This is a genomic window from Pseudomonas fortuita (assembly GCF_026898135.2).
GTDB lineage: Bacteria > Pseudomonadota > Gammaproteobacteria > Pseudomonadales > Pseudomonadaceae > Aquipseudomonas > Aquipseudomonas fortuita.
The window spans coordinates 3,999,378-4,020,432 of record NZ_CP114035.2 but is presented as its reverse complement, the minus strand read 5'-3'; the positions used below and the strand labels follow the sequence as shown (position 1 = coordinate 4,020,432).

The following is a 21,055-nucleotide window of genomic DNA, read 5'->3' as shown; positions in this document are numbered from 1 at the left end:
CCGAGGGAAAGGGTTTATGGGGCCAGGCGCATGCCGATGGCGCGGCCTGCGCTGGCATTCCATTGTTCGACACAACTGGGGCCGCAACGCCTGCCCCAGTCGTTGGCGATTTCCAGCGCCATTTGGCGCACGCGCTGCTGTTCTTGCGCGTCGGGTGCCGACGCACTCATGTGCGCCAGTTGGTGGATCTGGCAGTCAGGGCTGCCGACATTGCATGCCTTGGCGTACCGGTTTTCCCTGGCCGTCTCCTGCCAAAGGGCATCTTCCAGCACCTTCGACTGCGCCTGCAGCAGTTGCTGCACCTCAGGCGGCAACTGTTGCCAGCGCTTGAGGCCGATACCATAGAAGCCGACCGACCAGTCCACCGGCAGGTCGTACAGGTACCCGGCCACGTCGTACCATTTGGCCGCGTTACCCGAGCCGATACCGGTAATGGCGCAGTCGATGACGCCGGTCTGCATGGCGGTCACCACTTCGGCAAAGGGCAGGGTGACCGGCGCAGCGCCAATCGCTTTGACCAGCTCGGCCATGTTGCGCCCGCGGGTGCGGATTTTTCGGCCTTTGAGGTCGGCCAGCGATTGCACGGGCGCGCGGCAGAAAAACACCTGCGCAGTGTACGGCACGGTGGCCAGCAGCTTTATGCCATGGCGCTCGGCCATACGCTGTTCCAGCACCGGCTTGTAGGCGTCGGCGATGCGGCGGGCCCTGCCGATGTCGGCGGCCATGCCCGGCAGGTCGATGCCTTCGAAGGTAGCATCGTCACCGGCGACGAATGCGAACACGCCCATGCCAATGTCAACCGCGCCAAAGCGCATCAGGCGAATGATTTCCGGGCCCTTGAGGCCGCTCTCCGACAGCCCCAGCAGCTGGGCGGTGACCTTGCCGTGGGAGGCGCTGGGCAAGGAGCCGTTCCAGAACGGCTGTTCAACGGCGCGGAACGTGTAGTTGTGGCTACCACCACCGATCACGTTGAAACGGATTTGCGGGTAGTCCTGCGCCTGGGCGGCCGGGCTGCCCATCAGCACGCCAAGCGCCAGCGGTATGAGCAGGGAGATGAGCTTCACGGTAGGCCTCTTGTTGTTGTTCGGGGGCTACTTCGGGTGCGGTGTGACGCTATCCGCGAGGGCGGGTCGCCGCCTCGATGGTCGACCGCGACCCGACGATGTCGGGAAACTTCTCGCCCTTGGCCAGCCGTGCGAGGGTGTGCTTTTCGTTGTGCTGGAAGTCGATTGCCCGTTGCGCCAGTTCTACCACCTTGCCTGGGCGCAGGAACACGATGCCGTTCTCGTCTGCCACCACGGCGTCGCCCGGGTACACGATGACCCCGCCGCACTGGATGGCAGTGCAGAACTCGCCTTCGTGGCCGATCACTCGCGTGGTGATGGCACTGGCACCGCGCGACCATACCGGCACGCCGTGCTCGCGCAATTCGCCAAGGTCGGTGACATAGCCGTCGACAATGATCCCGGCTACCCCGGCCTGCTTGGCGGCGTACGCCATGGCCCCACCCAGCGCGGCGGTGATGCGCTCGCCGCAGCGGTCCACGATCAGGAAATCGCCGGGGCGTGCGCAGCCCATGGCGTAGTGCAGGATGCCACCGTCATTGCCGGGCATGCGTACGGTTACGGCAGTGCCCACCGCGCGTACATTCTGCAAGTGTGCCTTGATGTCTGGGTGGGGTATGCCGTGGGTAATGAAATGACCGATAGTTGCCGGTTCGGCATTGATCAGTATTTCAAGTTCGTTGGCGTTAACCGGGGTAGGCAGAGCTTCGATGATATACATAGGGAGTTGTTGTTATGCCGGATGCTTTTTCGAAGGGTTTCGGTCATCCTAACAAGCGCCCTGAACGGTCGATAATAAAAATCCGTAAGCAGTAGCCGGAGCAGTTTTTATCATGCGTATCACGCTGATGCAGATCGAGGCATTCTACTGGACCGCTCGCCTGGGCGGTGTGCACGCGGCCTCACGGCATCTTCACCTGACGCAACCTGCGGTGTCGGCGCGCATCAAGGAAATGGAGTCGTTGCTCAGCGTCAAGCTGTTCGACCGCAGCAAGCAGCGCATGAGCCTCACCGCCGACGGCCACACGGCGCTGCGCCATGCCGAACTGGTACTGAACAACAGCACGCAGCTGGAGCAGTTTGCGGCCCAGCAGAAGCAACACCGGCGCCTGCGCCTGGGTGCAGACGAGTGCTCGGCCATGGTCGGGCTGACTGCGGTGATAAGCGAAATCAAGGCGCACTTCCCGGAAATCACCCTGGAAATCACCATCGATGTGGGCGCCGCGCTCAACCGCAAACTGAACGATCACGAACTGGACATCGCCCTGCTGACCAACCCGGCCACACGCGAGGATGTGACCGATGTGTTCCTTGGCTGGATGACGTTTCAGTGGGTGGCGGCGCGGCACCTGGAGATTGCCGACGGGCCGTTTCTGCCGCAGCAGGCGCGGCAGTATTCGATCGTTACCCACAGCGCGCCGTCGACACTGTATTCGGTGGTGGACCGCTGGTTGCAGGAAAGCGGCTCGGCGAGCCACGCTTTTCATTCCAGCAACTCGCTGGCGTTTATTGCCAAGATGGTATCGGCGGGGCATGCCATTGGCATATTGCCGGTGCCACTGATTCGCGACATGTTGGCGGTGGACATGCTGAAGACATTACCGTGCGACCCGGCGATTCCTGCGGCAAAGTTCTGCCTTTCCTATTTGACTGAACGGCCAGACATGCAACTGGGTGAACTGGTATCGATCATTCGGGCGACACTGGTAAAGCAGAACTTTCTGGTAGATTGATTAGTCCCGAGCCCGCAGGCACCGTAGCAGCCCGAAAACTGCGCGGTGCCTGCAGGCGCCGGTTGTGTGGCGTGTCAGCCGGTCAGGTGAGCGCCTGTTTTACTGCAGCGATATGTTGCCCGGCCTGGTTGAGCCATGACAGATCACTGCCCATCAGCAGCATGTCGCTGCCCATGTCCAGCAAACGCCCGGCGGTGACTCGGTCGGCCGGAAAGCACGGCACCATCACCTTGATCGAGCGGGCGTGGCATTTTTCGATCAGCACCTGCAGGCGTTGCCGCACCTCGGGGTTGCCCAGGCGGTAGTCGACCGGTAGCCCGCGTGAAAGTGAGTAGTCCGCCGGCCCGAAGTGCACTGCATCGATCCCTTCCACATCGAGAATCTCATCGATGTTGTCAAAAAACTCATAGCTTTCGGCCATGGGCACGATCACGCTGCGGTCGTTTTCTGCCTGCGTATAGCGCGCCCAGTCGAAACCTGGCCCGGCGAACCCGGCCGAGCGCACCGAGCTGTCGCCACCGCGGCGTCCCAAGGGCGGGAACTTGCTGTAATGGATGATCTGGCGCATCTGCGCGGCGTTGTGCACTTGCGGCACGATCACCCCGGCAGCGCCCATTTCCAGGGCCTTGCGTATATCCCACTCCAGCGTGCCCCGCACCCGTACCAGGCTGGGGATTGCAGCGCTGCTGGCGGCCAGCAGCAGTTTTTCCATGTCGCGGTCCACGCCCAGCGCGGTGTGCTCGGCGTCAATGAAGACGAAGTCCAGGCCCCAGTTGCCGGCCACTTCGATGGCCATGCAGGCGGTGCTGTAGATGTTCATGCCGAACGTGGCACCGCGCGCCATGCGGGCCTTCAGCAAGGTGTGTGTAGTGCTTTGGTTCATGTTCGAGGCCGCCTTGGGTCAGATGCGGTAGGTTTCAGGCAGCCGGTCGCGGAACGGGTGCACTTCGAATATGCCCGGGTCACGGATCAGCGATTTGTTGCGGGCCTTGGCCAGGTCGATCTCGGCGGTGTACACGCCGTCTTCCAGGCCGGCGCGCACCAGGGTCTTGCCGGACGGTTCGATGATATGGCTGGTGCCGATGAACTGCATGCCCTCGTCCATGTCGTTGCGGTTGGGAGCAACGAAGTACACCATGTTTTCAGCGGCGCGCACGGTGCTGAAAATGTCCGGCAGCATGCGTGCCTGTTCTGGCCAGGCAGCAGGCAGTACGACGATGTCGGCACCTTCCAGGGCCAGGGTGCGTACCACTTCGGGGAAGCGGATTTCGTAGCAGATGGCCAGGCCGATGCGGCCGATGTCGGTATCGAACACAGGTGTTGCCCAATCGCTGGGGCGGTCGGTGAAGCGGTCGCCGATCATGAATGGCAAGTGGCGCTTGCGGTGCAGGCCGATGATGCCTTGCGCGCCGATCAGCGCGGCGGTGTTGTACACCGAGCTGGCGTGCCGCTCGTAGAAGCCGACCACGATCAGGATGCCGGTCTGCGCCGATACCTCCAGCAGCGGCGCCAGGGCGTCGAGGCTGATGGCGCCGCGCTCGAGGTCTTCACGGCTGTCGAACGCGCCGCCGGTGAGCAGGCATTCGGCAAAGGCGATCAGCCGCGAGCCTTCTGCAGCGGTCTGGCGTGCCAGCGTGGCAACCTTGTCGACGGTCAGGGCCGGGTTGCCGGCCACCGGGTGAATCTGGGCTACGGAGATTTTCATGCTGTTCCTTGATGGCAGTTGAAAGGCGCCGCAATGCGCGGCGCGAGGGCGTCACTGTGGCTGGTAGCCCATGGCCTGGTAGACCTTGCTGACCAGTTGGGGATTGATCTGTGCGGCGTACTTGTCGACCACGGGGCGAATCTTGGCCTGGATGCGCGCCACCTCGTCGGGCGGCAGTTGGTTGACTTGCATGCCCGCGCCCTGCAGGTCGGCGATGGCCTTGCTGTCCGCCTCCCGGGAGATGCGCCGTTGTTCCAGCCGCACTTCCTGGGCAACCTCGGTCAGCAGTTGCTGCTCATCCTTGTTGAGGCTGTCCCAGAACGTCTTGCCGATCAGCACAATCTGTGGGTTGTAGTTGTGCCGGGTCAGGCTCAGGTACTTCTGCACCTCGTTGAAGCGTGAGGCGAGGATCAGCGCCGCCGGGTTTTCCTGGCCGTCCACGGTGCCGGTCTCCAGTGCCGTGTGCACCTCGGTGAAAGGCAGCGGCGTCGGGTTGGCACCGAGTGCCGCCCACACGTCCAGGAACAGCGGCGATTGCTGGGCGCGAATCTTCAGCCCGGCAATGTCTTCAAGCTTTTGCACCGGCCGCACATTGTTGGTCAGGTTGCGCTCGCCCAGCTCCCAGAACGCCAGGCCTACCAGATTTTTCGCTGGCAACTGGTCGGTGAGCATCTTGCCTACCTCGCCGTCGAGCATGGCATCGACCTTGGCGGTGTCGGTGTACAGGAACGGGAAGTCGAGGATGCCGAAGTCGGTGATGTGGTTAAGCATCAGCCCGGCGTTCCAGGTCATCATTTCCACCACGCCGCCCTGCAAGGAAGACAGCACCTGTACGTCGCCGCCCAGGACACCGTTGGGGAAGGTGCGCACCTTGATCTTGCCTTCGCTGCGCTCCTGAACCTTCTTGGCGAACAGTTCCATGCCGATGGCCGGTGGCGTGCCTTTGGGGCTGGTGGCGGCGAACTTGATGACGCGGGCGTTGTAGTCGGCGGCCATGCTCAAGCTGCTGGACAGCAACAGGGCGGCGATGAGGGCGAGTTTCTTCATGGACAGTACCTTTATTGTTATAGAGGGGATCAATGCCCGAACCACTGGGCGGGAACGGTGACCAGTTCGGGGAAGATGACCAGCAGGAACAGCACGATGATTTCCGCGATCAGGAAGGGGAACGTGCCTTTGAGCAGTGCCTCGTAACGCATGCGACCGATGCCGCAGACCACGTTGAGCACCGTGCCCACCGGCGGGGTGATCAGGCCGATCGAGCAATTGATCATGAACAGCACCCCGAAATAGATTGGGTCGATGTTCGCAGCGGTCACCACCGGTACCAGGATTGGTGCGAGCAGCAAAATGGTGGGGGTGAGGTCCATGACCATGGAAATCACCAGGATCAGCAGCATCAGCACTACGATCAGCAGCCGCGGGTTGTCCATCACTGGCTGGATCAGGTCGATGATTTGCCCGGGGATGTCGGCGATGGTAATCATCCAGGCCGGGATCGAAGCGGCAGCTACCAGGAACATCACGGCAGCGGTGGTCTTGCCGGCGCGCAGCAGCAGTTGGTTGAGCGATTTGAGGCTGAGCTCGCGGTAGATCAGCGACGACACCAGCAGGGCATAGACACTGGCCACCGCACCGGCCTCGGTCGGGGTGACCACGCCAAAACGCAGGCCGACGACGATGATCACCGGCAGCATCAGCGCCCAGAAGCTGTCCACCAGGGCCTTGAGGCGCTCCTTGCCGCTGGCCTTGGGGCTCAGTTGCACATCGTTGTTACGCCGCGACATCAGCCACCAGGCCACCACCAGTGCGGCGGCGATCATCAGCCCCGGGGCGATGCCGGCGAGGAACAGCTTGGTGATCGACAGCCCCGAAGCCACGCCAAGCACAACGAAACCGATGCTGGGTGGAATGATTGAACCCAGCACCGACACCGATGCGATCAGGCCCCCGGAGCGGTTACGGTTGTAGCCGGCGATGACCATCATCGGCAGCAACAGGGCGGTCAGCGAGGCGGCGTCGGCCAAGGCCGAACCGGACAGGCTCGACAGTAGCACGCCGGCAAAAATGGTGACGTAGCCAAGCCCGCCGCGCAGGTGGCCGACCAGGGTGATGGCCAGCTTGATGATGCGCTTGGACAAGCCGCCGCTGTTCATTACCTCGCCAGCGATGATGAAGAGCGGAATTGCCAGCAGCGGGAAGCTGCCGGCCGAGTTGATGATGTTCTGCGCGATGATCTGGCCATCGAACAGGCCCAGGAGCCACATCAACGCCACGCCGCAAAGGATCAGGGCATAGGCGATGGGGGCGCCGATCAGGATGGCGGCCATCAGCACGCCGACGAAAACAGACAGGGCCATTATTCGACTGCTCCATCTTTGAGCGAAGTTTCGGTCTGGGCGGGCGCCGGGAGGGTGCCCGTCAGGTTCCTGACCAGCTGGGTGCTGATCAGCAGCGCGCTGAGGATGCAGAAGACCAGGCCCGCGCCGTAGAACAGCGCCATGGAAATACCCGTGGAGGGAGCACCGACATGCAGGTTGATCAGGGTCTGCTTCCAGCTGCCGTCGAGAAACAGCCAGGTCACATACAGCATCAGCAGTTGTGTCAGTGCCAGCAGCCAGCGGGCCACGCCAGGCGAGACGCGGCGGGTGACGATGTCGACGCCGATGTGGCCGTGTTCGTGCAGCATCAGCTGCGCGCCAGCAAACACCAGCCATACAAACGCCAGGCGGGAAATCTCTTCGCTGAAGAACAACCCTGAGTTGAAGCCATAGCGCAGCACGACGTTGGTGAAGATCAGGCAGGTGATGCCGACCAGACAACCTACCACCAGCGTTTTGAGGATGATGAAGTAACCATCGACCAGGGTTTTCATGGCGCCTCCTGAGGCAGAGCTGCCCAGGAAGCGCCAAAAGCGCCCGGTGCGATCATGCGGACACGAGCATCCACCTGTATGTATGAGCGGGACATGGGTTCACCTTTATTATTATTCGACATACGTCGTCGTATGACTGCCCCGATTCTTCTACGAAACGCCCGGCTTGCGCTGCCTCAAGTTTTTTATCAGCGGGATAAGAAATGGCGATCAGCGCAGACGCCACGGGTAGTTGTCCTATGACTTGGTTGCAAGGTGTAACGTATGGTCGCGGTTCTTGCGCATGGCCCTCGTGCTAGAATCCGCCCCTTCGAATCTGGAGGTACACGCGTGCGCAAACTGGCTGTGGTAATGGCAGTGCTTGCCCTGGCGGGCTGTGAAAACGAGGTCGAAGGCGTGCACAAGCAGGTGGCCGAACACCTGCATAACCCCAAAACCGCCAAGTTCGGCAACGTGCGGATCGACACACAGGGCACCATCTGCGGCCAGGTTCGCGGCAAGGACGATGCCGGGCAGTACGAAGCCTACCGCAGCTATGTGGCGATCAAGCGTGACGGCCAGTACGACATCATCGTCGACGACACCGGCAACAACCTGCGCATCCGCGAGGTGTGCGGCGGCGCCGATCTGCAGCGCCGTGCCGATGCACTGGCTGGCCAGCCGGCACCCGAGGGCTGGGACGTGGAAGTGATCCAGGGTGCCAACATGGGCGCGCTGAGCGACATGACCGCGCGGCTCATCGAGAAGGGTATCCCGTCTTCGGTGGAATACCGCAACGGCAAGCCGGTGGTGCTGATGGGGCCGTTCCCAACCCGTGAAGAAGCTCAAGCGCGCAAGGACGAAGTGATGGCCAAGCTGGGCACCGATTCGGTGGTCATCCAGCATGGCGCAACCCGCTAGAACTGCAGCAGTGGGTGGGAGCCCGGAGCCTTCGCGGCAGTTGTGGGAGCGGGCATGCCCGCTCCCACAACTGTTGCCGTCATAAGGCCCCGCCAACCGGGTGTGTGCAGCTTTGTGAGGCGTGTGTTAGATATTGTTCACACAAGTTTGGCTATGCTTGGGTGGAAGATGCCGAACGGGGGAGGGGCCTCATGTCTACACTGGAGCGGGCCATTGCCGTGGCCGCCAGGGCGCATGAAGGGCAATACGACAAGGGCGGGGTGGCGTATATTCTCCACCCGCTACGCGTGATGATGCGGGTGTCCACACCCGAGCAACGTATTGTCGCAGTCCTTCACGATGTGATCGAGGACACCCCGCTGACCGTGTCCGACCTGGCCCGCGAGGGTTTTACCCTGAAAATCCTTGCCGCCTTGCTGGCACTCAGTCGCCGTGAGGGCGAGCCGTACCAGGATTTCGTGGTACGCCTGGGCGATGACCCGTTGGCGCGAACCGTCAAGCTGGCCGACCTGGCCGATAACAGTGACCTTTCACGCATTCCTTGCCCTGGCCCCGCCGACCTGGCGCGGCTGGCCCGTTACCGGGAAGCCAGCGCCTATCTCCAGGCACTGGCCTGAGGCTCAACCGCACGCCTTGAGGTTGACTGGCCCGACAAACTCGTTTCCCCGCCCCATCACGCAGGCGACCTGTTGGTTGCGTTGCTGCTCCCAAACCTGCGGCGGGTAGGTCTTGTTCCAGGCCTCGAACAACTGGCGGTCCTGTTTGGACAGGCGCAGGTTGTACTGCTTGCTCATGTAGAAGTAGGTGCGGGCGATCATGCCGCGAATCGACGGGCGCGGCATCACCTTCCTGGCCTTGAAGTCGACCTGGGTCAGGCAGCTACCGTACTGGCCGCGTTGTTCCGGCAACCAGCCGAAACTGAAGTTGCTGCGGTCGCCGTTGACCTCACCGATGCTGGGCACCAGGTTGTGCAGGTCGGCTTCGGCGCGTTTGTACACTTCGTCATGCTGCGCGCACTGCTTGCGACCGCCGCTCTGCCAGCATTGGCGCTGATGGCCAATTTGCCAGGCAGGCACGATGTGTTCCCACTCGATGCGCGACGCGCGCTGGGCATTCTTGCGTGGGGCATAGCCGCAGGACGCCAGGTCGACCTTGTTGCCCTTGTATTTGCACCCGCAATAAAACTCGGTCGATTGCGGGGCATAGAGCTTCCAGGCGACCTTCTTGGCCTCCTGGAAGGTGCGTGGGGCATCGGCTTGAACAAGCGGCGTGGTCAGTAACAGGCAGGCTGCCGCGAAAAGCGAAACTCTCATGCGCGGTCAGTCTTCCTTCGGCACAGTCCAGAAAATCTGCACACCGCCATCGTCGCGGTGGGCGAGGGTCACGTTGTCGTTTTCTGCGATCTCCTCCAGCAAGCTTTCCCAGTCTTCCGGGCTTTCCTGTTCCAGGCGGAAGATCAGCGCCGCACGGCTGCGCTGGGCGGTGGGGCTGTTGATGATCTTCTGGATGCGTACACCCAGCTGTTCATAGCTGCTCGGAGTGGCGGAGGCGGTGCTGGACACAGGAAATTCCTTATTTTTGCTGTATGTGCATACAGTATTTCAGCGTAAGTAAATTCGCAACAGCTTGTCAGGAAAAAAACCACCGTTCGCGCTGGCGCTGCCGGTCTGGTGTAATACCGGCAATTTCCGGAAGCTGCGCATGTATCGATTTCTTTCTCGTTTTCCTTCATCTACAAGTCTGGTCCTGCTGTTTGCAGGTGGGATGAGCGTTAATGGCAGTGCCAAGGCCAGTTCACCCGATGTCGTCGTCATGGCACCGCTGGTGGTGACCGGTGCCTATGCCCCCACCAGCACATTCGACCTGCCGTTTTCGGTGGATACCGTTGACCTGTCCCACGGCACCGATGGCCAACTTGGCGTCAACCTGTCAGAAGTGCTGAGCAAAGTCCCTGGGCTGGTGGTGCAGAACCGTCAGAACTATGCGCAAGACCTGCAGATTTCGTCGCGGGGCTACGGTGCACGCTCGGCCTTCGGCGTGCGTGGCATCAAGCTGCTAAGCGACGGCATACCGGCCAGCACGCCCGACGGGCAAGGGCAGGCCGCCACGCTGAACCTGGATGTGGCCGACCGTATTGAAGTGCTGCGCGGCCCGGCAGCGACACTGTATGGCAGCAACGCCGGTGGTGTGATCCAGATGTTTACCCGGGACGGGCAGGGGCCTGCGCGCGTGGGGGCCGAAACCACCTTCGGCAGCGACGGCTTCAACAAGAATCACCTGTCGGCAGAGGGCGGGAACGACACCGCAGGGTTCGTGCTGGATGCCTCGCGCCTGGATACCGATGGCTATCGCGACCACAGTGCCGCGCGCCGTGACCAGACCTTCGCCAAGGTCAACTTCAAGCCCGACGACGACTCGCGCATGGCGCTGATCTACAGCAGCCTGGAGCAGAACAACACGCAGGACCCGCTGGGGCAGACCTGGGATGCCTACAAGCATGACCCACGTTCCACGGCAGCAGTGGCCGAAACCTACAACACCCGCAAAAGCATCGACCACCAGCAACTGGGCATGAACTACGAACGCTACTTTGGCGATGCCACGCTGCAGTTCAACCTGTACGCGGGGCGACGCAGCGTGGTGCAGTATTTGTCCATCCCCAAATCGGTGGCCTCCAACAGCCAGCGTGGCGGCGGGGTCGTTGACTTCGACCGCGAGTTCCACGGCGGCACCCTGCGCTGGATACAGCCGGTTGCGAATGTGCCCGGCAACCTAACCTTCACGGTCGGCGCCGATTACGACCAGAGCAAGGACGACCGACGCGGTTATCAGAATTTCAGCGGTGACCAACTGGGCCTTAAAGGTGAGTTGCGCCGCGACGAGAAAGACACCGCTACCAGCCTGGACCCTTACCTTCAGGCGCATTGGGAAATCGGCAACTGGACCAGTGAGCTGGGGCTGCGCTACAGCACCATGGAAATGCGTGTCGACGACCACTACTTGGCCAACGGTGACTCCAGCGGCTCGAAGAAGTATCAGCAGGCCACGCCATCGCTGTCGGTGATGTACGCGTTCACGCCTGATCTGCGCGGTTACGTGAGCGTCGGCAAAGGCTTCGAAACCCCCACGCAGGCCGAAATGGCCTATGCGCCGGGTGTGCTCGAAAGCTTTAACTTCGGCCTCAAGCCCGCCACCAGCATGCAGTACGAATTGGGTGTGAAGTACCGGCTTGGCGAGCGCACGCGCCTGAATGCAGCGGTGTACGAGATTCATACCGATGACGAAATCGTCGTCGCCAGCGCTACGGATGGTCGAACCAGCTATCGCAATGCGGGGCGTACTGTACGACGCGGCTTTGAGGCGAGCCTGCAAAGTGACTTGAGCCAGCAGTGGCAGACCACCTTGGTGTATACCCGCACTGATGCCCGCTATGCCGATGACATCAGCCAGACCATCCAAAGTGGCAACCGCCTGCCAGGTGTGCCGCTGGACAACCTGTATGGCGAGCTGGTCTGGAAGCCAGTGTCGTCCATCAGCATGGGGGTTGAAGGGCAGTACCGCAGTAAGGTGTATGTGGACGACAGCAACAACGCCAAGGCCGCACCTGCGTATGCGGTATTCAACTGGCGGACCCGGTTCGAGCAACATGTGGGGCCTTGGACGTTCCACCAGCTGGTGCGGCTGGACAACCTGTTTGACCGGCAGTATGTAGGCTCGGTCATTGTCGGCGACGGCAACGGGCGTTACTACGAGGCAGCGCCCGGGCGGTCGTGGTATGCGGGGGCGGGGTTGGAGTACCGGTTCAGGTAGCTGGCAACATCCTGACGAAGCATGCAGTGCGGTGAATGGCGGGGTGAACCCGATCTCATGGAATAAACGCTAACTCGGTGCCTTAGCAGGGGGGGCTGTGGGAGCGGGCTTGCCCGACGCAAGGCCGCTCCCACAGTGGGCGCGAGGTACTCAGTATTCCCAGAAGATCCGCTGCAGCTCTTTGCTGTCCTGGGTCTTGGTCATGGCGACCATCGCCAGAATACGAGCCTTCTGCGGGTTCAGGTCGTGGGCTACTACCCAGTCGTTCTTGTCATCCGGCTGTTCGGCATTGCGCAGCACAAAGCCACCCTGGTTGACGTGCGACGAACGGATGATCTGCACGCCGTTCTTGCGCAGCTCCTGCAACGCCGGCACCACCCGCGACGACACCGAACCGTTGCCGGTACCGGCGTGGATCAGCGCCTTGGCACCGTTCTGCGCCAGTGCCTTGTAAGCGGTGTCGGTCACGTTGCCATAGCCATAGGCAATGTCCACCTGTGGCAGGCTGCTGATCTGCTTGATGTCGAACTCGGAATTGACCGTGTGGCGCTTGGCTGGCAGGCGGAACCAGTAGGACTTGCCTTCTACCACCATGCCCATTGGGCCCCAGGCGCTCTTGAAGGCTTCGGTCTTGATGTTGACCGACTTGCTCACGTCACGCCCAGACTGGATCTCGTCGTTCATGGTCACCAGCACGCCCTTGCCGCGCGACTGCTTGTCGCCGGCCACGGCCACGGCGTTGTACAGGTTGAGCATGCCGTCGGCAGACATGGCGGTGCCCGGGCGCATCGAGCCGACCACCACGATTGGCTTGTCGGTCTTTTCCACCAGGTTGAGGAAGTAGGCGGTTTCTTCGAGGGTGTCGGTGCCGTGGGTAATGACGATACCGTCGACGTCCTTGCTCTCGGCCAGTTCGGCAACCCGCTTGCCAAGCTTGAGCAAGTCCTCGTTGGTGATGCTTTCAGAGGCGATCTGCATCACCTGCTCGCCGCGTACGTTGGCGATGTCGGCCAGTTCCGGCACGCCGGCAATCAGCTTGTCGATGCCCAGCTTGGCAGCCTGGTAGGTGGCGCTGTTGGCCGCGCTGGCGCCAGCGCCGGCAATGGTGCCGCCAGTGGCGAGGATGACGACGTTGGCCAGTTTCTGCTGGGTTTCGGCTTCTTTGGCAGAGGCGGTGGCTGGCAGGATCAGCAGCAGGGCGAGTGCGCTGGGGGCGAAGGTTTTGAATGCGGCGTTCATCATTATTGTTCTCTCTTCCTAATGAGATTGTTGTTATTTCGCACAGAGCGGTAGGCATATTTCGTACCAAGCCATCGTGCGCCCCTTGTAGGGGCGGCTTTGCGTCGCGATGAGCTACGTAGCAGCCCCGACAATGTAGGGTGTTGCACCTAAAACGGAGCGGCTACGCGACCCTTTCGCGACACAAGGACGTTCCTGCAAGAGACAATGTTCCATTCGTAATTCCGAACAAGCATAGGAAAGGCTGTTCGGTTTTCCGGAAAAAACTGCATAATCGGCTCCAGCAGCATCTGCCTCCGACAGCCAAACGGATTTGACAAACGCCGGTCTTGTTTCCATAGTTAGCCAACGCAAACGTTTGCGATCCGATAAAAAAACAAGATTCGGAGTCATCGTCCATGAAACTGCCGTTCCCCGGTCGTCTGCTGGCCCTCGCTGTCGTTTCCTCCCTTTCACTCGCACTTCCCCTGGCTGCCGCTCACGCCGAAGACAAACCCAAAGTCGCTCTGGTGATGAAGTCACTGGCCAACGAATTTTTCCGCACCATGGAAGACGGCGCCAAGGACTACCAAAAAAGTCACGCCGACGAATTTGAGCTGATTGCCAACGGCATCAAGAACGAGACCGACACCGGCGAGCAGATTCGCATTGTCGAACAAATGGTCAATGCCGGCGCCAAGGCGCTGGTGATTGCCCCGGCTGATTCCAAGGCGCTGGTGTCGGCGGTGAAGAAGGCCATGGACCAGGGTGTGGTGGTGATCAACATCGACAACCGCCTGGACCCTGATCTGCTCAAGAGCAAAGGCATCAGCGTGCCGTTCGTGGGCCCCGACAACCGCAAAGGCGCGCGCCTGGTCGGCGACTACCTGGCCAGCCAGAAGCTCAAGGCAGGCGACCAGGTGGGCATCATCGAAGGGGTCCCGACCACCACCAACGCCCAGCAGCGCACCGCCGGTTTCAAGGACGCCATGGACGCCGCAAAGATGGAAATCGTCTCGGTACAAAGCGGCAATTGGGAAATCGACAAAGGCAATGCCGTCGCCGCCTCCATGCTTAACGAATACCCCGACCTGAAGGCCTTGCTGGCCGGCAACGACAGTATGGCCCTGGGCGCCGTATCGGCCGTGCGCGCCGCCGGCAAGGCCGGCCAGGTGCAAGTGGTGGGCTACGACAACATCAACGCCATCAAGCCGATGCTTGCCGATGGTCGCGTGCTGGCCACCCTCGACCAGGCCGCCAGCCAGCAGGCGGTGTACGGCATCCAGGCTGCGCTGAAAATGGTCAAGGGCGAGAAACCGGATGTGGATGCCGACAACGTCATCCAGACCCCGGTCCAACTCATCACCAAGAAGCCCTGATGCTGCCAGGAGATACGGCCATGCCTGCATCGGCCAATGAAGTGGTGCTCGCCGCCAACGGCCTGGGCAAGACGTACGCCCAGCCGGTGCTGGGCGAAGTCAGCCTGAACCTGCGGGCTGGCGAAGTACTGGCCCTGACTGGCGAGAACGGCGCGGGCAAGAGTACGCTTTCCAAGCTCATCAGCGGCCTGGAGGCGCCCACCACCGGGCACATGACCTACCGCGGCCAGGCATACGCGCCCGGCAGCCGCAGCGAGGCCGAGCGCCTTGGCGTGCGTATGGTCATGCAGGAGTTGAACCTGCTGCCCACGCTGACCGTGGCGGAAAACCTGTTTCTCGACAACCTGCCCAGCCGCTTTGGCTGGATCAGCCAAAAGCGCCTGCGCCAGCTGGCCACGGCCGCCATGGCCCAGGTCGGGCTTGACGCCATCAACCCGGACACCCCGGTCGGCGAACTGGGCATAGGCCATCAGCAGATGGTCGAAATTGCCCGCAACCTGATCGGTGACTGCCATGTGCTGATCTTCGATGAACCTACCGCCATGCTCACCGCGCGCGAGGTGGAGTTGCTGTTCACCCAGATCGAGCGCCTGCGCGCGCGGGGCGTGGCCATCGTGTATATCTCGCATCGCCTCGAAGAACTGCAGCGCGTGGCCCAACGCATCGTTGTGCTGCGCGATGGCAAGCTGGTGTGCGACGAGCCGATCCAACGCTACAGCAGCACCGAGCTGGTCAACCTGATGGTCGGTCGCGAGCTGGGCGAGCATATCGACCTGGGCCGCCGGCAGATCGGTGCACCGCTGCTCAAGGTCGACAAGCTCAGCCGTGCGGACAAGGTGCGCGAAGTGTCATTCGAGGTGAGGGCAGGGGAGATCTTCGGCATATCCGGCCTGATCGGCGCCGGCCGTACCGAGCTGTTGCGCCTGATTTACGGTGCCGATCGCGCCGACAGCGGCAGCGTCGCGCTGGGCCTGCCGCCGCAGCCGTTAAGTATCGACTCGCCCAAAGCCGCGGTACGGGCTGGTATTGCGCTGATCACCGAAGACCGCAAAGGCGAGGGCCTGCTGCTGACGCAGTCGATCAGCGCCAACATCGCCCTGGGCAACCTGGGTGCGGTATCGCGGGCCGGCGTGCTCGACGGCGAGGCGGAACAGGCTTTGGCCGAACGCCAGATCCAGGCCATGCGCATTCGCAGTGCCGGCGCGCAACAAGTGGTGGGCGAGCTGTCTGGCGGCAATCAGCAAAAAGTGGTGATTGGCCGCTGGCTGGAGCGCGACTGCCAGGTGCTGCTGTTCGACGAGCCCACCCGTGGCATCGATGTGGGTGCCAAATTCGATATCTATGGCCTGTTGGCCGAGCTGGCGCGCCAGGGTAAGGCCCTGGTGGTGGTGTCCAGCGACCTGCGCGAGCTGATGTTGATCTGCGACCGCATCGCGGTGCTGTCCGCCGGCCGCCTGATCGACACCTTCGAACGTGACCATTGGAGCCAGGATCAGCTGCTTGCGGCCGCCTTTGCCGGCTATCAGAAACGTGACGGAATGCTGCACGGTGCAGCCCCCAGGATGGACGCATGAAAACCACCCCGCTCGATAGCCAAGGCGCCGCCCCTGTGCGCCGCAGTGGCACGTACTTTGGCCTGGGCACCTACCTGGGCCTGGCCGCCGCCTTGCTGGCCATGATTGTGCTGTTCTCGTTTCTTAGCAGCCACTTCTGGTCGTACAACACCTTCAGTACCCTGGCCAACCAGATCCCCGACCTGATGGTGCTGGCCGTGGGCATGACCTTCGTGCTGATCATTGGTGGCATCGACCTGTCGGTGGGCTCGGTGCTGGCGTTGGCGGCTTCTGCAGTGAGTGTGGCGATCCTCGGCTGGGGCTGGGGCGTGCTGCCCTCGGCGCTGCTGGGCATGGCCGTGGCCGCGCTGGCCGGCAGCATCACCGGCGGCGTTACCGTGGCCTGGCGCATCCCGTCGTTCATCGTCTCGCTCGGGGTGCTGGAAATGGCCCGCGGCCTGGCCTACCAGTTCACCGACTCGCGCACCGCCTACATCGGCGATGCCTATGCCTGGTTCTCCAACCCGGTTGCCTTTGGTATTTCGCCAGCGTTCATCATCGCCTTGCTGGTGATTGTGCTGGCGCACCTGCTGCTGACCCGCACGGTGTTCGGCCGTTACCTGATCGGCATTGGGACCAACGAAGAAGCCGTACGCCTGGCAGGCATCGACCCACGCCCGTACAAAGTGCTGGTATTCGCCCTGATGGGGCTGCTGGCAGGCCTGGCCGCGCTGTTCCAGATATCGCGCCTGGAAGCAGCCGACCCCAACGCCGGCTCCGGCCTGGAGCTGCAGGTGATCGCCGCCGTGGTGATTGGCGGTACCAGCCTGATGGGTGGGCGCGGCTCGGTCATCAGCACCTTCTTTGGCGTACTGATCATTTCCGTGCTGGCCGCCGGGCTGGCGCAGATTGGCGCCAGCGAGCCGACCAAACGCATCATTACCGGGGCGGTCATCGTCATCGCCGTGGTACTCGACACTTACCGCAGCCGGCGTGCAGGCCGGCGGAACTGACTATATGGCAACCATCAAAGACGTCGCGGCATTGGCGGGCATTTCCTACACCACCGTGTCCCATGTATTGAACAAGACCCGGCCGGTCAGCGAACACGTGCGGCAGAAGGTTGAAGCCGCCATTATCGAGCTGGACTACGTGCCCAGCGCGGTGGCGCGTTCACTCAAGGCGCGCAGCACAGCCACCATCGGCCTGCTGGTGCCCAACAGCGTCAACCCGTACTTCGCCGAGCTGGCACGGGGCATTGAAGATGCCTGCGAACGCAACGGCTACTGTGTGATTTTGTGCAACTCCGACGATAACCCACAGAAGCAGCGCAGTTACCTGCGCGTGCTGCTGGAAAAGCGCATCGATGGCCTGGTGGTGGCCTCGGTGGGCCAGGACAGCGACCTGCTGCAAAGCCTGGCCTGCGTGCGCACGCCCATGGTGATCGTCGACCGTGAGCTGGAAGGCGTGGATGCCGACCTGGTGCGCATCGACCACGAGCACGGCGCCTACCTGGCTACCCAGCATCTGCTAGAGCTTGGCCACCGCGACGTCGCCTATATTGGCGGCCCCGCCGAAACCGGGGTTACCCAGCTGCGCCTGAACGGCTTCCGCCGTGCCATGGCCGAAGCCGGCGTGCCGGTACTGGGCAGCCGTGTGCTGCACTGCGACTTCACCAGCCCGGGTGGGCATGCGGCAGCGGCGCAGGTACTGGAGGGCAAACGGCCCACGGCGATTTTTGCCGGCAATGACATGATCGGGTTTGGCGTGCTGCGTGCGGCAGCCGAACGCAATATCAGCGTGCCGGGCGAGCTGTCGGTGATCGGTTTCGACGACATCGAGCTCAGCCGCTATGTGTACCCGCCGCTGACCACGGTAGGCCAGTCGATTCGCGAGCTGGGCGAGAGCGCCGCCTCTTTGCTGCTGTCGCGTATCGGCACACCGCGCCAAGGTGCGGCGGAGCAACGCATCGTTGCGCCGCGCATCGTACTGCGTGAGTCCACCGGGCCGCGCCCGGACCTGTTCAACGATTACCGCTAACGCTAAGGAAATGTCATGAATGCCAAGGTTGTGGTAGTCGGCAGCCTCAATATGGACCTGGTGGCTCGCGCCCAGCGCCTGCCCCGGGCCGGCGAAACACTCCCCGGCGATAGCTTTTTCACCGTGCCGGGCGGCAAGGGCGCCAACCAGGCCGTGGCGGTGGCACGGCTGGGCGGTAGCGTGGCAATGATCGGCAATGTGGGTGACGATGACTATGGCCGGCAACTGCATCGGGCCCTTTATGTCGAGGGCATCGATTGCCAGGGCGTCAGCACGTGCCCAGGGGTATCCAGCGGTGTGGCACTGATTACCGTGGATGCTGCCAGCCAGAACTGCATTGTCATCATTCCTGGCGGCAACGGCCTGCTGACGCCGCACTCGGTACAGCGCTTCGATGCGCTGCTGCAGGCAGCCGAGGTGGTCATCTGCCAACTGGAAGTGCCGGCCGACACCGTGGCCTGGACCCTGGCCAGGGCCCGTGAACTGGGCAAGCAGGTGATCCTGAACCCGGCGCCGGCCACCGGGCCCTTGCCGGCGGGCTGGTTTGCCTGCATCGATTACCTCACACCTAACGAAAGCGAGGCCGAAGCCCTGACCAGCGTGGCTGTTACGGACCAGGACAGTGCGCGGCGTGCTGGCGAGCGCTTGCTGCAACTGGGGGCGGGTAAAGTGATCATCACCCTGGGCGCGCAAGGGGCCTTGCTGGTGACTGCCCAAGGTCATCAGCACTACCCGGCGCCGGTGGTGCAGCCGCTGGACACCACCGCTGCTGGTGATACTTTCATCGGTGGCTTTGCTGCCGGGCTGGTGCGGGGGCTGGAGGAGGGCGAAGCCATTGCCTTTGGCCAGCGTGCCGCAGCCTTGTCGGTTACCCGTGCTGGCGCCCAGCCGTCGATCCCTTACCTGGCGGAGCTGACACCATGAAGAAAACCCCCTTGCTGAACGTTGCCCTGTCGCGGGTCATTGCCGGCATGGGGCATGGCGATATCCTGGTGATCGGCGATGCCGGGCTGCCGGTGCCACCAGGCGTGGAACTGATCGACCTGGCCATCACGCCCGGTCTGCCGGATTTCGCCAGCGTGTTGCGGGCGGTGCTGAGCGAGCTGCAGGTAGAGCGGCATGTGCTGGCTGAAGAAATGCAGAAAGTGGTGCCGCCAGCGCTGATCGAAATCGAGCGGCTGAAGGGCAAGCTGGGCAAGCGCGAATGGCTGAGCCATGAGGATTTCAAGGTGTTGTCGCGCAGTGCCCGTGCAGTGGTGCGTACCGGTGAGTGCCAGCCCTACAGCAACATCGCCCTCATCTCCGGCGTCACTTTCTGACAGCCACCGCGCTTTTTGTAGGAGCGGCCTTGTGCGGCGATGGGGCGCGAAGCGGCCCCAGATTTTCAGCTTCGCAGCAAAACTTTCCGGGGCCGCTTCGCGCCCCATCGCGGCACAAGGCCGCTCCTACAGGGGGCTGCGGTGTGTTTGTGTCCTGTGTTCTGGCAACAAGGAGTGCCCCATGCTCAAACCCCTGCTACAAGGACTCGCCTTCATGGCCACAGCCACCACCCTTCAGGCCGCCCCCATCGACCTGATCATCGACACCGACCCTGGCGCCGACGACGTGGTCGCGCTGTTTCTGGCCATGGCCTCGCCCGACGAGCTCAATATCCGCGCCATCACCACCGTGGCAGGCAACGTGCGCCTGGATAAAACCTCGCGAAACGCCCGTCTGGCCCGCGAATGGGCGGGTCGCGAAGACATCCCCGTGTACGCCGGCGCCGGCCGCCCACTGGTGCGCGCGCCGATATACGCCGTCGATGTTCATGGTGAAGAAGGCCTTACCGGGGTACAGGTGCACGAGCCCAAAGCGCCTCTGGCCCAAGGCAATGCCGTGCAATACCTGATCGACACCCTCGGCACAGCCAAACCGCACAGCATCACCGTGGCCATGCTCGGCCCGCAGACCAACCTGGCCTTGGCGCTGATCCAGCGCCCGGACATCGTCAAGGCCATCAAGGAGGTGGTGGTCATGGGCGGTGCCCATTTCAACGGAGGCAACATCACCCCTGTGGCGGAATTCAACCTCTATGCCGACCCGCATGCCGCCGAAGTGGTGCTGGCCAGCGGTGTGCAGCTCACCTACCTGCCGCTGGACGTCACTCACAAGCTGCTGACCAGCGACGCACGCCTGAAACAACTGGCAACCGTGAACAACCAGGCCAGCAAGCGCGTGGTGGATATCCTGAATGCCTACATCACCCACGACATGGACCTGTACGGCATGCCCGGCGGCCCGGTGCACGACGCCAGTGTCATTGCCTACCTGCTAAAGCCCGAGCTGTTCAGTGGCCGGCGTATCCACATGAGCATCGACAGCCGCGAAGGCCCGACTTTCGGCCAGACGGTTGCCGACTGGTACGGCGTGCTCAAGCAGCCGGCGAATGTGTTGTGGGTGGAGCAGGGCGATGCTCAGGGGCTGTTTGACCTGCTCAGCGCCCGTCTGGCGCGATTGGAATAGCCGCGTGCGGCGCGTAGCGCTCGAACACCTGGTCGATGAAGCTGCGGGCCGCCTCGGCACCGTTGTCGCGTACCAACAGGTCGATGGCGATCAACAGCAATTCTTCCGGTGTGCCAGGGCTGTACGCGCTCTGGCCCTCCGCCCATTTGACCTTGATGTCGGCATCGATGCTGTGGGTACTCATGAAAAGCTCTCGCTGGGGCCCGGGACGAAGGGGTGAACACCTGACCCTGGTGTTCGATGGAGGCGGGATGCGCTCCACTTCTTGCAGTAAAT

Annotated in this window: 22 protein-coding genes; 11 read left to right on the top strand and 11 right to left on the bottom strand. The window is 62.5% G+C overall.

What is annotated here, in order from left to right:
* Positions 1 to 14 precede the first annotated feature (14 nt).
* Both OZ911_RS18530 and OZ911_RS18525 read right to left on the bottom strand, forming a co-directional pair.
* Positions 15 to 1,064 carry a TRAP transporter substrate-binding protein gene (locus OZ911_RS18530; RefSeq protein ID WP_016487909.1) on the bottom strand — a complete coding sequence of 350 codons (1,050 nt, stop codon included), beginning with the start codon at positions 1,062 to 1,064 and terminating at the stop codon, positions 15 to 17.
* Between the two features lie 49 nt (positions 1,065 to 1,113).
* Positions 1,114 to 1,785 (bottom strand): RraA family protein, encoded by a 672-nt coding sequence (locus OZ911_RS18525; RefSeq protein WP_016487908.1) that lies wholly within the window; start codon positions 1,783 to 1,785, stop codon positions 1,114 to 1,116.
* Positions 1,786 to 1,897: 112 nt separating this feature from the next.
* On the opposite strand from OZ911_RS18525, the gene OZ911_RS18520 reads away from it, so the two are divergent.
* Positions 1,898 to 2,797, top strand: a complete 900-nt coding sequence (locus OZ911_RS18520; RefSeq protein WP_016487907.1) for a LysR family transcriptional regulator — start codon at positions 1,898 to 1,900, stop codon at positions 2,795 to 2,797.
* A gap of 82 nt (positions 2,798 to 2,879) precedes the next feature.
* On the opposite strand, the gene OZ911_RS18515 is transcribed toward OZ911_RS18520, so the two are convergent.
* From OZ911_RS18515 to OZ911_RS18495, 5 genes are read right to left on the bottom strand one after another with little or no spacing between them, the layout of a single operon-like run.
* Positions 2,880 to 3,680 carry an HpcH/HpaI aldolase family protein gene (locus OZ911_RS18515; RefSeq protein WP_023048475.1) on the bottom strand — a complete coding sequence of 267 codons (801 nt, stop codon included), beginning with the start codon at positions 3,678 to 3,680 and terminating at the stop codon, positions 2,880 to 2,882.
* An 18-nt stretch (positions 3,681 to 3,698) separates the two neighbouring features.
* Positions 3,699 to 4,502, bottom strand: coding sequence for a carbon-nitrogen hydrolase family protein (locus OZ911_RS18510; protein ID WP_016487905.1), 804 nt, complete (start codon positions 4,500 to 4,502; stop codon positions 3,699 to 3,701).
* A gap of 51 nt (positions 4,503 to 4,553) precedes the next feature.
* Positions 4,554 to 5,549 (bottom strand): TRAP transporter substrate-binding protein, encoded by a 996-nt coding sequence (locus OZ911_RS18505; RefSeq protein WP_016487904.1) that lies wholly within the window; start codon positions 5,547 to 5,549, stop codon positions 4,554 to 4,556.
* A 29-nt stretch (positions 5,550 to 5,578) separates the two neighbouring features.
* Positions 5,579 to 6,862, bottom strand: coding sequence for a TRAP transporter large permease subunit (locus OZ911_RS18500; RefSeq protein ID WP_016487903.1), 1,284 nt, complete (start codon positions 6,860 to 6,862; stop codon positions 5,579 to 5,581).
* The gene (locus OZ911_RS18495; protein ID WP_023048474.1) at positions 6,862 to 7,377 is read right to left on the bottom strand and encodes a TRAP transporter small permease; all 516 of its coding nucleotides are present in this window, start codon (positions 7,375 to 7,377) and stop codon (positions 6,862 to 6,864) included. The genes OZ911_RS18500 and OZ911_RS18495 overlap by 1 nt, the downstream gene beginning before the upstream one ends.
* A 330-nt stretch (positions 7,378 to 7,707) precedes the next feature.
* On the opposite strand from OZ911_RS18495, the gene OZ911_RS18490 reads away from it, so the two are divergent.
* Positions 7,708 to 8,277, top strand: a complete 570-nt coding sequence (locus OZ911_RS18490) for an SPOR domain-containing protein (RefSeq protein ID WP_016487901.1) — start codon at positions 7,708 to 7,710, stop codon at positions 8,275 to 8,277.
* A gap of 191 nt (positions 8,278 to 8,468) precedes the next feature.
* Positions 8,469 to 8,894, top strand: coding sequence for a GTP diphosphokinase (locus OZ911_RS18485; RefSeq protein WP_016487900.1), 426 nt, complete (start codon positions 8,469 to 8,471; stop codon positions 8,892 to 8,894).
* Positions 8,895 to 8,897: 3 nt separating this feature from the next.
* Here the strand turns inward: OZ911_RS18485 and OZ911_RS18480 are convergent, their stop codons facing one another.
* Entirely contained in the window at positions 8,898 to 9,590 is a 693-nt protein-coding gene (locus OZ911_RS18480; protein ID WP_016487899.1) for an endonuclease, read from the bottom strand.
* Positions 9,591 to 9,596: 6 nt separating this feature from the next.
* Complete coding sequence (locus tag OZ911_RS18475) at positions 9,597 to 9,839, bottom strand: DUF1654 domain-containing protein (RefSeq protein WP_016487898.1); 243 nt, start codon at positions 9,837 to 9,839, stop codon at positions 9,597 to 9,599.
* A 202-nt stretch (positions 9,840 to 10,041) separates the two neighbouring features.
* On the opposite strand from OZ911_RS18475, the gene OZ911_RS18470 reads away from it, so the two are divergent.
* Positions 10,042 to 12,087, top strand: coding sequence for a TonB-dependent receptor family protein (locus OZ911_RS18470; RefSeq protein ID WP_023048702.1), 2,046 nt, complete (start codon positions 10,042 to 10,044; stop codon positions 12,085 to 12,087).
* Between the two features lie 150 nt (positions 12,088 to 12,237).
* Here OZ911_RS18470 and OZ911_RS18465 read toward each other — a convergent pair whose 3' ends face one another.
* Positions 12,238 to 13,326 (bottom strand): asparaginase, encoded by a 1,089-nt coding sequence (locus OZ911_RS18465; protein WP_031312266.1) that lies wholly within the window; start codon positions 13,324 to 13,326, stop codon positions 12,238 to 12,240.
* A 398-nt stretch (positions 13,327 to 13,724) separates the two neighbouring features.
* Here OZ911_RS18465 and OZ911_RS18460 point away from each other — a divergent pair, with 398 nt between their 5' ends.
* From OZ911_RS18460 to OZ911_RS18430, 7 genes are all read left to right on the top strand, one after another.
* Complete coding sequence (locus OZ911_RS18460) at positions 13,725 to 14,684, top strand: sugar ABC transporter substrate-binding protein (protein WP_031312265.1); 960 nt, start codon at positions 13,725 to 13,727, stop codon at positions 14,682 to 14,684.
* A 20-nt stretch (positions 14,685 to 14,704) separates the two neighbouring features.
* On the top strand, positions 14,705 to 16,258 hold the full coding sequence (locus OZ911_RS18455; RefSeq protein WP_070086353.1) for a sugar ABC transporter ATP-binding protein: 1,554 nt from the start codon (positions 14,705 to 14,707) through the stop codon (positions 16,256 to 16,258).
* Positions 16,255 to 17,250 carry an ABC transporter permease gene (locus tag OZ911_RS18450; protein WP_023049114.1) on the top strand — a complete coding sequence of 332 codons (996 nt, stop codon included), beginning with the start codon at positions 16,255 to 16,257 and terminating at the stop codon, positions 17,248 to 17,250. The genes OZ911_RS18455 and OZ911_RS18450 overlap by 4 nt, the downstream gene beginning before the upstream one ends.
* 4 nt (positions 17,251 to 17,254) lie before the next feature.
* Positions 17,255 to 18,277: a LacI family DNA-binding transcriptional regulator gene (locus OZ911_RS18445; protein WP_016487892.1), complete on the top strand. Its 1,023-nt coding sequence runs from the start codon at positions 17,255 to 17,257 to the stop codon at positions 18,275 to 18,277.
* Between the two features lie 15 nt (positions 18,278 to 18,292).
* Positions 18,293 to 19,201 carry a ribokinase gene (rbsK, locus tag OZ911_RS18440; RefSeq protein WP_070086352.1) on the top strand — a complete coding sequence of 303 codons (909 nt, stop codon included), beginning with the start codon at positions 18,293 to 18,295 and terminating at the stop codon, positions 19,199 to 19,201.
* Positions 19,198 to 19,596 carry a D-ribose pyranase gene (rbsD, locus tag OZ911_RS18435; protein ID WP_016487890.1) on the top strand — a complete coding sequence of 133 codons (399 nt, stop codon included), beginning with the start codon at positions 19,198 to 19,200 and terminating at the stop codon, positions 19,594 to 19,596. Before rbsK ends, rbsD begins: the two co-directional genes overlap by 4 nt.
* Positions 19,597 to 19,777: 181 nt before the next feature.
* Positions 19,778 to 20,779, top strand: a complete 1,002-nt coding sequence (locus OZ911_RS18430; RefSeq protein WP_023049113.1) for a nucleoside hydrolase — start codon at positions 19,778 to 19,780, stop codon at positions 20,777 to 20,779.
* On the opposite strand, the gene OZ911_RS18425 is transcribed toward OZ911_RS18430, so the two are convergent.
* Positions 20,751 to 20,963, bottom strand: coding sequence for a hypothetical protein (locus tag OZ911_RS18425; RefSeq protein ID WP_016487888.1), 213 nt, complete (start codon positions 20,961 to 20,963; stop codon positions 20,751 to 20,753). The genes OZ911_RS18430 and OZ911_RS18425 overlap by 29 nt on opposite strands.
* Positions 20,964 to 21,055 lie beyond the last annotated feature (92 nt).

Bases quoted from the DNA above. Each gene is read 5' to 3' on its own strand.
- OZ911_RS18470 (WP_023048702.1), top strand. From the start codon at position 10,042: ATGAGCGTTAATGGCAGTGCCAAGGCCAGTTCACCCGATGTCGTCGTC.
- OZ911_RS18460 (WP_031312265.1), top strand. From the start codon at position 13,725: ATGAAACTGCCGTTCCCCGGTCGTCTGCTGGCCCTCGCTGTCGTTTCC.
- OZ911_RS18425 (WP_016487888.1), bottom strand. From the start codon at position 20,963: ATGAGTACCCACAGCATCGATGCCGACATCAAGGTCAAATGGGCGGAG.
- OZ911_RS18495 (WP_023048474.1), bottom strand. From the start codon at position 7,377: ATGAAAACCCTGGTCGATGGTTACTTCATCATCCTCAAAACGCTGGTG.
- OZ911_RS18525 (WP_016487908.1), bottom strand. From the start codon at position 1,785: ATGTATATCATCGAAGCTCTGCCTACCCCGGTTAACGCCAACGAACTT.
- OZ911_RS18455 (WP_070086353.1), top strand. From the start codon at position 14,705: ATGCCTGCATCGGCCAATGAAGTGGTGCTCGCCGCCAACGGCCTGGGC.
- OZ911_RS18500 (WP_016487903.1), bottom strand. From the start codon at position 6,862: ATGGCCCTGTCTGTTTTCGTCGGCGTGCTGATGGCCGCCATCCTGATC.
- OZ911_RS18445 (WP_016487892.1), top strand. From the start codon at position 17,255: ATGGCAACCATCAAAGACGTCGCGGCATTGGCGGGCATTTCCTACACC.
- rbsD (WP_016487890.1), top strand. From the start codon at position 19,198: ATGAAGAAAACCCCCTTGCTGAACGTTGCCCTGTCGCGGGTCATTGCC.
- OZ911_RS18465 (WP_031312266.1), bottom strand. From the start codon at position 13,326: ATGAACGCCGCATTCAAAACCTTCGCCCCCAGCGCACTCGCCCTGCTG.
- rbsK (WP_070086352.1), top strand. From the start codon at position 18,293: ATGAATGCCAAGGTTGTGGTAGTCGGCAGCCTCAATATGGACCTGGTG.
- OZ911_RS18485 (WP_016487900.1), top strand. From the start codon at position 8,469: ATGTCTACACTGGAGCGGGCCATTGCCGTGGCCGCCAGGGCGCATGAA.
- OZ911_RS18505 (WP_016487904.1), bottom strand. From the start codon at position 5,549: ATGAAGAAACTCGCCCTCATCGCCGCCCTGTTGCTGTCCAGCAGCTTG.
- OZ911_RS18520 (WP_016487907.1), top strand. From the start codon at position 1,898: ATGCGTATCACGCTGATGCAGATCGAGGCATTCTACTGGACCGCTCGC.
- OZ911_RS18510 (WP_016487905.1), bottom strand. From the start codon at position 4,502: ATGAAAATCTCCGTAGCCCAGATTCACCCGGTGGCCGGCAACCCGGCC.
- OZ911_RS18450 (WP_023049114.1), top strand. From the start codon at position 16,255: ATGAAAACCACCCCGCTCGATAGCCAAGGCGCCGCCCCTGTGCGCCGC.
- OZ911_RS18515 (WP_023048475.1), bottom strand. From the start codon at position 3,680: ATGAACCAAAGCACTACACACACCTTGCTGAAGGCCCGCATGGCGCGC.
- OZ911_RS18480 (WP_016487899.1), bottom strand. From the start codon at position 9,590: ATGAGAGTTTCGCTTTTCGCGGCAGCCTGCCTGTTACTGACCACGCCG.
- OZ911_RS18430 (WP_023049113.1), top strand. From the start codon at position 19,778: ATGCTCAAACCCCTGCTACAAGGACTCGCCTTCATGGCCACAGCCACC.